The organism is Mucilaginibacter terrae (assembly GCF_042679325.1).
In the GTDB taxonomy this organism is placed as follows: Bacteria; Bacteroidota; Bacteroidia; order Sphingobacteriales; family Sphingobacteriaceae; genus Mucilaginibacter; species Mucilaginibacter terrae.
The window spans coordinates 127,221-141,935 of record NZ_JBHTMJ010000003.1; the positions used below are offsets into that span (position 1 = coordinate 127,221).

At 44.2% G+C, this 14,715-nt stretch carries 11 protein-coding genes; 5 read left to right on the forward strand and 6 right to left on the reverse strand.

Annotation, left to right across the window (positions count from 1 at the left end):
• Positions 1–213: 213 nt before the first annotated feature.
• The 3 genes from ACFQ3S_RS02585 to ACFQ3S_RS02595 form a co-directional block, all read right to left on the reverse strand.
• Positions 214–351 carry a GIY-YIG nuclease family protein gene (locus tag ACFQ3S_RS02585; protein WP_377160945.1) on the reverse strand — a complete coding sequence of 46 codons (138 nt, stop codon included), beginning with the start codon at positions 349–351 and terminating at the stop codon, positions 214–216.
• Positions 352–547: 196 nt separating this feature from the next.
• Positions 548–1,960, reverse strand: a complete 1,413-nt coding sequence (gene dacB / locus ACFQ3S_RS02590; RefSeq protein ID WP_377160947.1) for a D-alanyl-D-alanine carboxypeptidase/D-alanyl-D-alanine endopeptidase — start codon at positions 1,958–1,960, stop codon at positions 548–550.
• A complete protein-coding gene (locus ACFQ3S_RS02595) occupies positions 1,932–3,383 on the reverse strand; it encodes an APC family permease (RefSeq protein WP_377160949.1) in 1,452 nt (483 codons plus the stop codon). Before ACFQ3S_RS02595 ends, dacB begins: the two co-directional genes overlap by 29 nt.
• A gap of 504 nt (positions 3,384–3,887) precedes the next feature.
• Between ACFQ3S_RS02595 and ACFQ3S_RS02600 the strand changes: the two genes are divergently transcribed.
• From ACFQ3S_RS02600 to ACFQ3S_RS02620, 5 genes are all read left to right on the forward strand, one after another.
• Positions 3,888–6,125 (forward strand): sodium-translocating pyrophosphatase, encoded by a 2,238-nt coding sequence (locus tag ACFQ3S_RS02600; protein ID WP_377160951.1) that lies wholly within the window; start codon positions 3,888–3,890, stop codon positions 6,123–6,125.
• A gap of 404 nt (positions 6,126–6,529) precedes the next feature.
• On the forward strand, positions 6,530–6,706 hold the full coding sequence (locus ACFQ3S_RS02605; protein WP_377161840.1) for a type II toxin-antitoxin system RelE/ParE family toxin: 177 nt from the start codon (positions 6,530–6,532) through the stop codon (positions 6,704–6,706).
• Positions 6,707–6,995: 289 nt separating this feature from the next.
• Positions 6,996–8,525, forward strand: a complete 1,530-nt coding sequence (locus ACFQ3S_RS02610) for an amino acid permease (RefSeq protein WP_377160953.1) — start codon at positions 6,996–6,998, stop codon at positions 8,523–8,525.
• A gap of 98 nt (positions 8,526–8,623) precedes the next feature.
• Positions 8,624–9,916: an MFS transporter gene (locus ACFQ3S_RS02615; RefSeq protein WP_377160955.1), complete on the forward strand. Its 1,293-nt coding sequence runs from the start codon at positions 8,624–8,626 to the stop codon at positions 9,914–9,916.
• A 12-nt stretch (positions 9,917–9,928) separates the two neighbouring features.
• Positions 9,929–10,504 (forward strand): MarC family protein, encoded by a 576-nt coding sequence (locus ACFQ3S_RS02620; protein ID WP_377160957.1) that lies wholly within the window; start codon positions 9,929–9,931, stop codon positions 10,502–10,504.
• Between the two features lie 171 nt (positions 10,505–10,675).
• Here ACFQ3S_RS02620 and ACFQ3S_RS02625 read toward each other — a convergent pair whose 3' ends face one another.
• From ACFQ3S_RS02625 to guaA, 3 genes are read right to left on the reverse strand one after another with little or no spacing between them, the layout of a single operon-like run.
• Entirely contained in the window at positions 10,676–11,878 is a 1,203-nt protein-coding gene (locus ACFQ3S_RS02625; RefSeq protein ID WP_377160959.1) for an RsmB/NOP family class I SAM-dependent RNA methyltransferase, read from the reverse strand.
• Positions 11,875–13,152, reverse strand: a complete 1,278-nt coding sequence (locus ACFQ3S_RS02630) for an ABC transporter substrate-binding protein (RefSeq protein WP_377160961.1) — start codon at positions 13,150–13,152, stop codon at positions 11,875–11,877. Before ACFQ3S_RS02630 ends, ACFQ3S_RS02625 begins: the two co-directional genes overlap by 4 nt.
• Positions 13,109–14,638, reverse strand: coding sequence for a glutamine-hydrolyzing GMP synthase (gene guaA, locus ACFQ3S_RS02635; RefSeq protein WP_377160963.1), 1,530 nt, complete (start codon positions 14,636–14,638; stop codon positions 13,109–13,111). Before guaA ends, ACFQ3S_RS02630 begins: the two co-directional genes overlap by 44 nt.
• Positions 14,639–14,715: the final 77 nt, after the last annotated feature.

Below are 14,715 nucleotides of genomic sequence, written 5' to 3' on the forward strand. Positions count from 1 at the left end.
ATCGAAGCAATCCAGAAGTAATTAACCACAGGCTTAACATGTAAGCACTATCTATTGAGCAGCTACTTCTTCATACAAGTCTTTCCAAGTTGGATTAAATACATCGATAAGCCTCATTTTTCCAAACCTGCTCCCGCTTTTAATTGCTTTTTCGGCTGCAATAGCTTCTTCTATAGTCGAAAATACGCGATAATAAATTAATTGATCGCAATTTTATTTAGCGGTAAAACTGTCAGGATAGACCTTGTTTTTGTGTTCCCAAATCCGGTTTACCAAGTTTGAGGTAACGCCTGTATACAGAACGGTATGACGTTTATTAGTCATGATGTAAATTTGTCCGCCTCTTTCCATTTTGGTTTCTGCGTTTATTTAGCTCTGTGCTCTGAACTTCCAGATTGCTTCGACGTCCATGCTAAACCTTTGCCTTTTGAATTTAGTTTATGCATTAATTATGGTCTGTGGATAGTTACTCCCAGATTGCTTCGACGGCTACGCTCTTCCTCCACTGTCTCGCAATGACGGACGAGTTCAACCCACGTAACTGCATCTACTTCAATTCATCCAGCACCTTAAACAACTTCTGCCTTACCGCCGTTGTCGATCCATTATAGTTATTAATAATGGCCGAAAAGCACAACTTACGGCCGGAATGAGTTTGGTAACCCGCATAAGCTACCACATCGGCTATGGTGCCGCTTTTCATGTGCATGTTGTTGTACAGGGGCAGGCTTTCAAAAAATACCGGGTACCAGGGTTGGTTTACGGCTGTTTGTAAAATATGGGCTATGGTATTGGTGGTGATCCTATCGGCGGGAGCGAGGCCGCTGCCATCGTATAAGTTTAAAGTATGGGTATCAATACCGCGTACTTTCCAAAAGTTTTGCAGGGTTTCTACACCCATTTTAGTCGACACGGGTTTGCCGGCTTTGAGGGCAATGGTTTTCAGCAACTGCTCGGCATACAGGTTGATGCTTTCCTTATTAAGCCAGTAAATGATCTTGCTCAATTCGGGCGACGAAATGATAGTTAACGTTTTACTGATAACCGGCGCTTGTTCGGCTTTGGCAGCAAGGGTAACGGTCGATTCCGGGTCGTGGCTTACCGTAATGCCTAAACGTTTCAGCGTATCGGTTAAGCGCCAGGCGGCATCGAATGCTGGGTCGGGCAGGGCTACGGTAATGCTTTTTTTGGCTTTATCAATGGCGTAAGCACCACGAATATACATGGACTTATTACCTATAGGCAAGTAGGCATACGATTTGTCGCCCGAGCCGGCTGCAGATGTAATGACTTCGCTTTTGAAATCGAAATAGGGCATAGCCGGACTGGTACGTAATACTTTTACCGGGCTACCCACCGCCCCGGTTTCATATTTAATATCAAAGATGTTTTCGCGCCAACATAAACCCGATGCACCGGCACCGTAATAATTGCCTAAATCCTGCCAAATCCATCCATCTGGGATAGACTGGGTATCAAAAATAGAATCGTCGCCAATAACGCGGCCGTTTATTTGTTTGATGCCGGATTGCTGTAAAGCGGTAATCAGTTGGGTTAATACAATGTTTTCTTTGGTAGTAGGATAGTGCCAGCTGCCCAGGGTAGGGTCGCCGCCACCTTTAATAATTACATCGCCATTGAGTGTGCCCCCGGCATCAATAGTTCCACTGTAGCCAAACTGCGTTTGAAAATGATAATCGGCACCGAGCAGGTTAAACGCGGTAATCGACGTCACCGTTTTTAAAGTAGAAGCCGGTGCCAGGCCCATATTGGGGTTAGCAGCAAATACCTGTTCGCCGGTGGTGGCATCCAGTACCGTTAACGATATGGATGCATAGCGGCACTGGCTATCCTGCTGTAAATGATTGAAAGCAGTTTGCAGCTTTTGGTTTAAAGTTTGTGCCTGTGTTAAGGTAGTAACAAGTAAAAAACTAACTATCTGAAAGTACGGTATCCTCATGCTTAACGTTGCGTTGCGATATATAATAAATAGGAATGCCGATGAGTACAATAATCAGGCCCGGCCAGGTGTATTGTGGCTTATAGATAATTAAAAGCGTACAAAAGGTTAAGCCCATGAGTATGTATATAGCTGGAAGCACCGGGTAACCAAAAGCCTTATATGGACGCGGTGCATCCGGCCGTTTTACGCGTAAAATGTAAATGCCTATAATAGTCAACACGTAAAATATCACCACCACAAAGGAGATCATGTCCAGCAGATCGCCATAACGGCCACTCAGGCATAGTATGCTGGCTACCAAACATTGCAACCACAAGCCAAATTCAGGTACCGCATTTTTATTTAAAGTGCCGGTTCTTTTAAAGAAAACACCATCCTTAGCCATAGTGTGATACACCCTGGCACCTGCCAAAATTAAACCGTTATTGCATCCAAAGGTGGAGATCATGATCATCACGGCAATAATTATGGTACCTATATTACCAAAAATAACGTTGGAGGCAGCCACGGCTACCCGGTCCTTTTCGGCCGAGGCAATTTCTTGTAAAGGCAAAACAGCTGTGTACATTACGTTAGCCGATACGTAGATCAGCGTAACGATCAGCGTACCGAAAAACAAGCTCAAGCCAATATTACGCTGCGGGTTTTTCATTTCGCCGGCAATAAAGGTTACGTTGTTCCAGGCATCGCTGCTGAATATAGAACCCACCATGGAGGCCGCAATGGCCCCCAGCGCACCGGCTATGGTTAGTTGGGTAATGCTGCCATCCTTACCCAGGCCGTGCATGTCCCAGGCATTGCTCCAGTTAGCGGTCCACACATCTCCCTTTAGCATAATAAAGCCGAAGGTGATGAGCCCGAACAAGCTCAGTAATTTGGTTAGCGTAAAGGTGGTGGTAATAATCTTCCCGCCTTTTACACCACGGGTATTAATATAGGTGAGTATAACAATGGTAAAAATGGAAACCAGTTGCGCAGCGCTGATAGTAAAGTTGTAAGTATCTGTTATAGGAATATTTAATAATATATTGTCTTCGCTAACTGCCGGTATTAAGTATGCCGTAAACTTGGAAAAGGCCACACCCACGGCCGCTATGGTACCGGTTTGTATCACCGCGAAAAAGCTCCAGCCATATAAAAAAGCGATCAGCTTATTGTAGGCTTCTTTTAAATAAACGTATTGTCCGCCCGCTTTAGGAAACATGGCGCTAAGTTCGCCATAGCTAACGGCAGCAGTAAGGGTCATAAAGCCGGTAATTATCCACACGGCTATCAGCCAGCCGGCCGAACCTACATTGCGAATAATATCGGCACTCACAATAAATATCCCCGAACCGATCATAGATCCGGCTACCAGCATGGTGCCATCCAGCAGGCCCAGTTCGCTCTTTAGTTTAGGTTGAGTTGAAGGTTGTTCCATCAATAGTTTAAGGTTTAAAGTCCTAAGCTATTCAAAAATGTTTGAATTAATACGGAGGTAACGAAAATATTAAGTGAGCGGGGGAGTGAGGAGTGTCAGTAGCAAATGGCGAGTAGCAGTGGCACCGGCTGTTGCATGTATCCATATAGCGGAGTACATGTCAATAATATGCACATTTCGGATTTTGACTACTGACTCTGTACTCCTGACTCTTTATTTTTTCCTGGCGTTGCTTTCGGCCCGCGATATATATTATAAGTCCTCATTCCGCTACGCTGCATTCCGGGCTTTCCTTTACAGAATCTAACGCGGTATTAGGGTGATTAGTTGAATAGTGAGTAGTTGATTGGTTGAATAGTTAAAAAAATCTGAATCAAAGAAAGTAGAGATCGACTTGCCTTATCAACCAATCAACATCTGACAGCCAATTATTTCGCTTGCAAAATTCCATATTTTATTTGCACATTCGTTACACCAATTTTAGTATAAACCAAACTTAACATTATGGATTTTTTGTACCATTATCTGATCTATTTAATTCCGTTAATAGGTGTTGTTGGCCTTGTGGCTATGGCTGTAAAATCGGCCTGGGTGGTAAAACAACCTACCGGCGACGCCAATATGAACCAACTGGCCGGCTATATTGCCGATGGTGCCATGGCCTTTTTGCGCGCCGAGTGGAAGGTGCTAAGCTACTTCGCCATTATAGCGGTAATCTTGCTGGCATGGTCGGGCAGTACGGTGGCTAATTCCAGCCCGGTTATTGCCGTGTCGTTTTTAATAGGCGCGTTTTTATCGGCCTTTGCCGGTTATTTGGGAATGCGCATTGCTACTAAAGCCAATGTGCGTACTACCGAGGCAGCCCGTACCAGTTTGGCCAAAGCGCTTAAAGTTTCGTTTACCGGCGGCACCGTAATGGGCTTGGGTGTGGCTGGTTTAGCGGTTTTAGGCTTAGGGTCGTTATTTATTTTGTTCTATCACTTTTATGTTGTAAAAACCGGTGGTAATGTTAACGGCGAGGCCATGTCGAAAGCGCTGGAAGTGTTGGCCGGCTTTTCGTTAGGTGCCGAATCCATTGCGCTTTTTGCCCGTGTGGGTGGCGGTATTTATACCAAGGCTGCCGATGTGGGCGCCGACCTGGTGGGTAAGGTAGAAGCCGGTATCCCCGAAGATGATGTGCGCAACCCGGCTACCATTGCCGATAATGTGGGTGATAATGTGGGCGACGTGGCCGGTATGGGAGCCGATCTGTTCGGCTCGTATGTGGCCACTATATTGGCAACCATGGTTTTGGGCCGCGAAATTGTATCGAAAGATAATTTTGGCGGCATTGCACCTATATTGTTACCCATGGTAATAGCCGGTTTGGGTTTGATCTTCTCTATCGTCAGTGCGTTGTTCGTGCGTATTAAAAACGAGACCGACAGCGTACAAAAGGCGTTGAACATAGGTAACTGGTCGTCCATTTTTTTAACGGCAATAGCCACCTTTTTTGTGGTGCAGTGGATGCTTCCCGAAGGTAACTTTTACCTCACCCGCGATTTGGATGCCGCCGGAAATATAAAGGCCGGTGCGCTCGTGTTCGATAAAACGGGCGTATTCCTGTCTATTGTAGTGGGTTTAATTGTAGGTACGCTTATGTCTATTATTACCGAATATTATACCGCTATGGGCAAGCGCCCGGTACTGAGCATCATCAGGCAATCATCAACCGGGCATGCTACCAATATTATTGCCGGTTTGGCTGTGGGTATGGAATCTACCGTGTTGCCAATCCTGGTTTTAGCTGCCGGTATTTACGGCTCGTATCACTTTGCCGGTTTGTACGGTGTGGCTATTGCGGCGGCGGGTATGATGGCCACTACAGCTATGCAACTGGCTATTGATGCCTTTGGACCCATTGCAGACAATGCCGGTGGTATTGCCGAAATGAACCAGTTGCCCGAGGAAGTTCGTGAGCGTACCGACAACCTCGACGCAGTAGGTAACACCACTGCCGCTACAGGAAAAGGTTTTGCCATAGCCTCGGCAGCTTTAACCTCGCTGGCTTTGTTTGCGGCATTTGTAGGTGTGGCAGGTATTGAGCATATTGATATTTACAAGGCCAATGTATTGGCCGGTTTGTTTGTGGGCGGCATGATTCCGTTCATATTTTCGGCCTTGTGCATTTCGGCAGTAGGTAGGGCGGCTATGGCTATGGTAGAGGAAGTACGCCGCCAGTTTAGGGAAATTCCTGGTATTATGGAATATAAAGCTAAACCCGAGTACGAAAAATGTGTAGCCATTTCTACCAAGGCCTCCATTCGTGAAATGATAGCACCCGGACTAATTGCTTTGCTTACGCCAATTATTTTCGGGTTTGCCTTCGGCCCTGAGGTATTGGGCGGCTTGCTGGCCGGTGTAACCGTATCGGGCGTATTAATGGGGATTTTTCAAAGCAATGCAGGCGGTGCCTGGGACAATGCCAAAAAATCGTTTGAGAAAGGCGTGGAAATCAACGGCGAAATGTATTATAAAAAATCGGACCCGCACAAGGCCTCGGTAACGGGCGATACCGTGGGCGATCCCTTCAAGGACACTTCAGGGCCATCTATGAATATCCTGATCAAGCTGATGTCCATCGTGTCGCTGGTTATTGCGCCGCATCTCAACCAGGAGGTAAATACTCATACGCGTATTCAAAATGAGCTGAAGATGCAATCGATGAAAACGCATATAGTTAAGACCGATAAAAAGTTTTAAGTTAAAAGGGGATGCCGGATTGGTGTCCCCTTTTAATTTTGAACAGTGTATTAATTGATTATTAGCGTTTGTAATTTTAAATTTGTTATATGACGATATCTATTAATTTGCATAATGAGCAGGAAGAAAAAGTTTTATTGGCTTTTTTAAACAGTCTGTAATATGATTATCAAGCCAATGATGTATTATCGGTAGCCCAACAACAGGAAGTATTAGCCAGAGACCAGGAACTGACCGACGGAAAAACAACAGTTCGTGATTGGAGTGAAATAAAAGAAGAGTTAAAAAGTGTATATCGTTAAACTACTTCGAAAAGCCGAGATAGAACTTAACGAAGCTTGTATTTGGTATGAAGAAAAAAAGCCTGGTTTAGGTAAATCCTTTTTTAAGAGATTAGCACAAAAATTAATGGTTTAGTGCAAAATGCATTACGTTATAATGTTAGGTTTTCTGAAAAATATCGGTTTGCTCCTTTAAATGTATATCCATACCTCATTGTTTACCGGGTTCATGAGCTTAAAAAGACAGTTTATATATTATCTGTTTTTCATACCAGTCGCAATTCAAATAAGTTTAGTTAGGTTTTATTTTAAACACATAGCTATATTTAACTTATCCGTTAAATATTCCAAATTAAATTTTCTTCAAATAACTTAACGACGCTGGTATTTTATTGATTAAATTGGATCAGGAACATTTAACGACCTGATTGTAAGGTAATTTTTTAGCAATAAATTCGCATAATTCTATTTCGTGTTGTAATATTGGTTTTACAACTATATTGCTACTTCTATTTCTTTAAATTTTGAAGAAAAATAAGTACGTTTGGAGGTATAAACATGATTAAATCTATACAACTGATCAAAACACATGAGTTTATTTATTAAAAAGTCCATTCAGTCTTTACTGGCTGCCTCTGCCGAATCGGATAAGAGTTTAAAACGGACCTTAGGCCCAACGGCTTTAGTTGCTTTGGGTATAGGAGCCATTATTGGTGCAGGTTTATTTGTACGTACCGCTGCCGCTGCTGGTGGTAATGCCGGTCCTGCTGTAACCATCTCTTTTATTATTGCTGCCATTGGTTGCGCTTTAGCTGGCTTGTGCTACGCCGAGTTTGCCAGTATGATACCTATTGCCGGTAGTGCTTACACTTATTCTTATGCTACTATGGGCGAGTTTATTGCCTGGATCATTGGTTGGGATTTAGTGTTGGAATATGCTTTAGGTGCTGCTACCGTGGCTATTGGCTGGTCGCAATATTTGAACGATTTGCTGAATACATTTTTTGGATTTACCATACCCTACGAGTGGAGCCATTCGCCGTTCCAATCGGCCGATGGCGTACATGGTATCGTTAACTTGCCTGCCATACTCATCATTTTTTTATTAACCATGCTATTAATACGCGGTACGGCTGAGTCGGCTGCGGTTAATAACGTTATTGTGTTTGTTAAAGTGGCTATTGTGTTATTAATTATCGGCTTTGGCTGGCAATTCATTAACCCATTAAATCACACACCTTACATGATCCCTGAAAATGCCGGAACTGTAAAGTTGAATACCGGTGTGCTGCATGATTATGCCGCCACAGGTAACCACGGCTGGTTTGGAGTACTTAGGGGGGCAAGTATCGTATTCTTCGCTTTCATTGGTTTCGATGCCGTATCAACTGCCGCGCAGGAAGCTAAAAATCCGCAAAAGGATATGCCCTTAGGTATTCTCATCTCCTTAGTGATCTGTACTGCATTATACATACTTTTTTCGCACGTACTAACCGGTATTTCTTCTTACAAAGAGTTTTTAACTCAAGGTAGCGAGGCTTCGGTTTCGTATGCTATCCGTCATCACATGCCGGGTTTCGAGTGGTTGGCTAAACTGGTTACCGTAGCAATTTTAGCAGGTTTCTCTTCAGTTATCCTGGTAATGCTAATGGGCCAAACCCGTGTGTTTTATACCATGAGCACCGATGGTTTAGTACCTCCAATATTTTCGAAATTACACCCTAAACATCGTACGCCATACAAATCACAGTGGTTATTCTTCGTATTTGTATCGGTATTTGCCGGCTTTGTGCCCGATAGCATTGTGGGCGATATGGTAAGTATCGGTACCCTATTTGCGTTTGTGCTGGTATGCTTAGGTATCTTCATTTTGCGCCGTACCGATCCTGATATTAACCGTCCGTTTAAAACGCCTTTGTATTACATTGTTTGTCCGCTGGGCGCGTTGGTATGCTTGGGTATGATTGCCAGCGAGGGCTGGGAAAACTGGGCCCGTTTAATTGTTTGGCTGATGATTGGCTTTATAATTTACTTTGGCTACGGCATCAAGCACTCTAAAGTGCGCCAGGGCCAGGATAAAGGACCGTTAGATCCGCCAAATCCTAAATATGTTGACTAAGTAACATTTCTACGATACAAAAAGGTTCTGCATTACGTGCAGAACCTTTTTTGCTTTTAATCCTTTGTTATCCATACCAACAAAATTGTACAGTTTGCATGAAAGGGGATAAAAATTTATGGGTGCTTGTTTTTATCTGTGTCATCAATTCGATGGGGTTTGGCATTATTGTGCCGTTGCTTTATGATTACGGCAAAAAATTCGGGCTTAACGGGCAAACCATCGGTATCCTTACCGCATCTTTTTCGGTAGCGCAATTTTTTGCTACGCCCTTGTTAGGCGCACTATCTGATAAATGGGGAAGAAAGCCATTGTTGGCTATTAGTTTGGCCGGTACTTGTGCCTCGTTCCTGTTGTTTGCTACTGCGCAAAGCCTGGTAATGCTGTTTGTAGCCCGCATACTCGATGGTATAACCGGCGGAAATATTTCCGTAGCCCAGGCCATGGTGTCCGATACCTCTACCCCCGAAAACAGGGCCAAAAGGTTTGGTATATTAGGTTCGGCGTTTGGGTTTGGGTTTGTACTGGGCCCTGCAATGGGTGGGTTGTTAAGTAAGCTGGGCATGCAAGTGCCGTTTTATTTCGCCGCAGGTATAGCGCTTGTAGGAGCGCTATGTGCTACTTTTGTGTTGAAGGAGACAAGAGGGAGTTCTGAGTCGGGAGTTCAGAGTCCAGAGTTGGATGGGAAAGAGGTGAAAGGTGAAAAATTAAAGGTTGAAAGTGTAAGGTCGGGCAACAACAATCAGTCAACAGGCAACCGAATACAGGCAACCGACCACAGAAAACAGAAAACCGGGATATTCAATTTCACATCGCTCATTACCTCATTAAAGGTTCCTGTTATTGGTACGGCTGTGTTTACCGGGTTTTTGCTTACCATGGCGCAGTTTGTGATGATCATTGGCTTTCAAACGTTTTCGGTTGATGAGTTGAAAATTAAGCCGGAGCATATAGGTTTATTGTATGCGGGTTTCGGCGTTACAGGCATTATAATGCAGTTGGGGGTGCCATTGATCAATAAGTTTATCTCCTCAAAACCGGTTATTTTAATGCTGTCGACCATAGTTTGCCTGGCCGCCATGTTTTTTGCCGGGTTCACCCAAACTTTAATACCTTTTGCAGCATGTATATTTGTTTACGGTTTGTTCAACGGGCTACGTAACCCTATGCTCAACGCCATTATTGCCGACCGTAACAGCGATGATGAACAGGGCGAGATACTGGGTGTGAACCAATCATACGCCTCGGTAGGGCAAACTTTAGGACCCATTGCAGCAGGATTAATCACAGCCGTATCGGTACATGCGGTTTTCTTTTTATCGGCATTTTTTATTTTGATGGGCTTTTTACTTACCTTTCGGCTTAAAGCTAAAGAGAAGCAACATACCTAATCTGCCTTACCTATGATCGACACATTTGACCCACGGCAAATCCTGTCTGTAACCATGATCCTTTTCGCCATTATCGACATTTTAGGGACTATCCCCATTATTATTGGTATGCGCCAACGAGCGGGCCATATCGAATCGGAAAAGGCTTCGTTAACGGTGCTGGTATTGATGATCGTGTTTCTGTTTGTGGGTGAAGAATTACTCAAGATCATTGGGTTGGATATTTCGTCATTTGCCATAGCCGGTTCGCTGGTGATCTTCATTATTGCTATGGAAATGATACTGGGCATCCAATTTTTTAAGGAAGATGATATATCGTCTACCGTATCCATTGTACCATTAGCTTTTCCGTTGATAGCCGGTGCCGGTACCATGACCACGTTGCTATCCCTTAAATCGCAATATGCTACCGCCAACATCATTGTAGGTATAATTTTGAATACTATTATTGTTTACGTAGTGCTCAAAAACGTACAGTTACTGGAACGGATGCTGGGTAAAACTGGTTTGGGTGTAGTGCGTAAAGCTTTCGGTGTAATATTATTGGCTATCGCTATTAAGCTGTTCAGGAGTAATAGCGGGCTGTAGAGGGGAATTGAAGCAAGAGATAAGAAATAAGAGACAAGAAATTCCGTCTGTTCAAGCGTCCACGCTTGAACATAAACACTTGCGAGCGTCTGCGCTCGCGAAAAAATTGTGCAAGCATGGACGCTTGCAATTGTAGCATTGAGGCGTCCACGCCTCAATGGGTGGTTCATTTTATTCCATCTTGTCCAACAAAACGCCTGTAGGCGCAGGTGGGTTTGCGCATAATCTGGCCACAAACATGGTATCGGCCTTGTGCTCATAACCTTTTAGTACCTGCATTTCTTCCAGTTGCAGTCCTAATTCTTTTACCATAAAATCTACTGTGTCTTCATTCTCTGCTTTAAATGCCGAACAGGTAATGTAAATAAGCGGCTTGCCGGGTTTTAAGTATTTTACCACATTACGTGCGATGCTTTGCTGCAGTCGCTGAAAAAACTCTATGCGGTGAGTGTTAAATTGAGTAATGAGTTCAGGTGTACGCCCCCAGGTGCCCGAGCCGGTACAAGGTGCGTCCAGTATAATGCCGTCGAAGGCATAGTTATGCATAATGAAATCGGGATTCTGAGTAAGGTCGAGGATCTTCTTCTGATACTTCATTAAACCTGCCTGCCGAAAGCGCTCGTCGAGGTTAGCTAAAATATTCTCACGAATGTCTGATACCACCAGCTTCAAATCCGGTTCTTGCTCATGCAATAAGAGTGATTTACCGCCCGATGCCGCACAGGCATCCCACCAGCCTTCCCATTTTTGCGGACGAAAATATTTGGCCGTTTGTTGTGAGGAATGATCCTGCACCTCGAACCAATGCTGGTTAGGGAACAAGGTTTCCAGTTTGGTACCGTTAGGAAGGGTAAGGCAATTGTTGCCCTCGTCTTTAAAGGTGACATCGGCCTTGGCCAGCGTAGTTTTAACTTGCTGCTCAAAACCCTTGCGTACCCTGATAAACAGATCGGGCTGAATGAAGAAAGATTTAAGGAAAGCCTCCTGATCAACACTGGCCGATAGCTGCTTATTCCATGGAAAAATATCTTTTAAATTAAAGTTAGGATAAGCCGCTTTAACCATTTCCAGCTTTTCATCCAGCGTAAAACTTATGCAAGCGGCCCATTCAGGCTTAAAGTGCTGTAAAAAAGAATTGGTTTGCGTGTTGCATAAAAATTCGGCTGCCATTAAGCGGTCTTCGGCAGGCAGATCGGGCAGGGCATTACCAAGGCGAAAGTAGTTATACACCAACCGGCTTGCCACGCGCCTGTCGGTAGAGCCCATTTGCTTGTTTTGACGGAAAAAGCCGGGCAGAAACTTGCTTAACTGTCCATCAGCCGGAAAATTGGCTAAAATGCGCTGAAATGTTTTGAGCTGATTAAGGGCTTTCATTCTACCTGTTTTAACTCAAAATTAACATATTGGAGTACATATACATGCGTATTTATCCAACCAAGCCCTGGTTTTTTAATAAAGCGGAAATCATTGTGCAAGGCCTTATAAGCATGCTGGTCGAGGTAGGGCATTTCGTTACCGTCCAGTGCCAAAATCTGTCCAAAATACAAGCCTTCATCAAAACCCTTATAAGCAAACGCCGAGGGTTCTGCATTAAACTGTTTACGATAGGATTTAATAAAATTTATGGTAGCTGCAGAACGGTAGTTCACCCTATCGGCCGAGGTAATATGTGTTTTAATACGCTGCAACTGGTCGGCTTTTAAAAAGGTGAGCTTTTCCCAATTAGGGTGGCCGAAAACGGTAACCGGGTAATGGCGCGATAAGGTATCTAACGAGCGCAATGTAACCGATAAAAACGACTGATTAACCGCGGCAACAATAAATATATTCTCCATTTTGTTGTTAAGCTGAGCTCTTAAAGCGGTTAAACTACCTTTTGATACCGTAAAATTAACCACCTGGATCTTCCGCTTGCCCAGGCTATCTATCATCTTTTTAAAAGGCACCAGATATTTGTTATCCTCGCTAAAACCCGACCTTAAAATGAAGATCTTTTTGGGTTTAAGCTTGTTGTTAACATACTGCGCAGCATAACGGGCATGGTATTCCAGCGGCGGGTTAATAGTAATAAGGTTATTGTTGGCAAACTCATCGGGCGCGGCGGGCGATAGCGGCGATAGTAGCGGCTTGCTAAGCGTTGCAGGTACGCCTATAAAAGATTTGATACCTTCTGGAAATACCGGCCCTACTATAAGGTTACTGTTTTTAATAGCCGGATTGCCCGATAAGCTATGCGTGTAAGCAGGTTCATCTTTGGTATCGTAAATTTGCAGTTTGTAATTGTAACCGCGGGTGGTTAAAGAATCGAGCGCCAGTTTAAAACCCTGGTAATAATCTATGGCAATGTTGGCCTTTTTTAAATCGGCCGGGCTGTAGCCTTTCACCGAGTTTAGGTTATCTAAACTAAAAGGCAGCAGCATAACAATGCTCGAAGTTTTGTTTGCTGCAGGTAGCCTTACTTCGGGCTTAGTACTCATTGGTGGAGTAACCGTTGTGGGCTTGCCGGTTTGGGTAGTATTATCAGCTACAGGCCCTGTTTTACCAACAGGCTGCACCTTGGGCGAGCAGGCGTTGAAAAGTATCAGCGCCAGCAACCAAAGTTTGTTATTCCCACTCAATGGTAGCCGGTGGTTTTGAACTAATGTCATATACAACCCGGTTTATTCCTTTTACGTTGTTAATAATGTCGTTTGATATTTTAGCCAGCAGATTGTACGGTAAATGGCACCAATCGGCCGTCATCCCGTCTAATGATTCTACAGCGCGTAAGCAAACTACGTTTTCGTAAGTACGCTCATCGCCCATAACCCCTACCGATTGTACGGGCAAATAGATAGCGCCGGCCTGCCAAACTTTATCATAAACACCAGCCTGGCGTAAATTGTTGATATAAATCGCATCGGCCTGTTGTAGTATGTCTACTTTTTCGGGTGTTACATCGCCCAAAATACGGATAGCCAAACCCGGTCCGGGGAAAGGATGACGACCTAATATGTTAGGATCGATGCCCAAGGTTTTACCCACACGGCGCACTTCATCCTTAAATAAGGTGTTTAAAGGCTCTACTACTTTCAGCTTCATAAAATCGGGCAGTCCGCCTACGTTATGGTGTGATTTAATAGTAGCCGACGGGCCGTTAACCGATACCGATTCAATTACGTCGGGGTAAATAGTGCCTTGTCCCAGCCATTTTACATCCTGCACATCGTGCGCCGCATCATCAAACACCTCAATGAATACGCGGCCAATGGCTTTGCGTTTCTTTTCAGGATCGCTTAGGCCGCTCAATGCATCGTAAAAACGTTGCTTCGCATCAATACCACGTACGTTTAGGCCCATACCCTCATACGATTGTAATACCGATTCAAACTCATCCTTACGTAGTAAGCCATTATCTACAAAAATGCAGTACAGGTTTTTGCCGATAGCCTGGTGCAGCAATACCGCCGCAACCGATGAATCCACACCGCCCGATAAGCCTAAAACCACCTTATCATCGCCTAACTTTTCTTTTAAAGCAGCAATGGTAGTTTCCACAAACGATTCGGAAGTCCACTCCTGGTGGCAACCGCAAATATCAACCAAAAAGTTTTGCAGCAATTGCTTGCCATCCAAACTATGGGTAACCTCGGGGTGAAACTGAATGGCGTAAGTTTGGGTATCTTTTATTTGATAAGCCGCTACCTTTACGGTGTCGGTGCTGGCAATAATTTCAAAATTATCGGCTATACTGGCAATAGTATCGCCGTGCGACATCCATACTTGCGAATTACCCGGTACGTTTTTAAATAGTGGATTAGCTTCGTTTACGTATTGCAGGTTTGCCCGGCCGTATTCGCGCGTGCTCGATGGCAAAACCTCGCCGCCGTTGTGCTGAGCTAAATACTGTGCGCCGTAGCAAACCCCTAAAATGGGCAGTTTACCATGGTATGGTGCAAAATCGAACTGTGGTGCGTTTTCCTGGCGAACAGAATATGGGCTGCCGGAAAGGATAATACCTTTAACCGTACTGTCAACTTCGGGAAAATGATTGAAAGGGTGGATTTCGCAGTAAATGTTAAGCTCCCGAACACGACGGGCAATAAGCTGAGTAAACTGTGAGCCGAAATCAAGAATAAGAATTTTTTCAGGCATGGGCAAAGATAGTTTTTTGATGCGAGATGTAGGATATTAGATTTGAGATTGTTGCGTTAAATAGTATATTAGCAGAC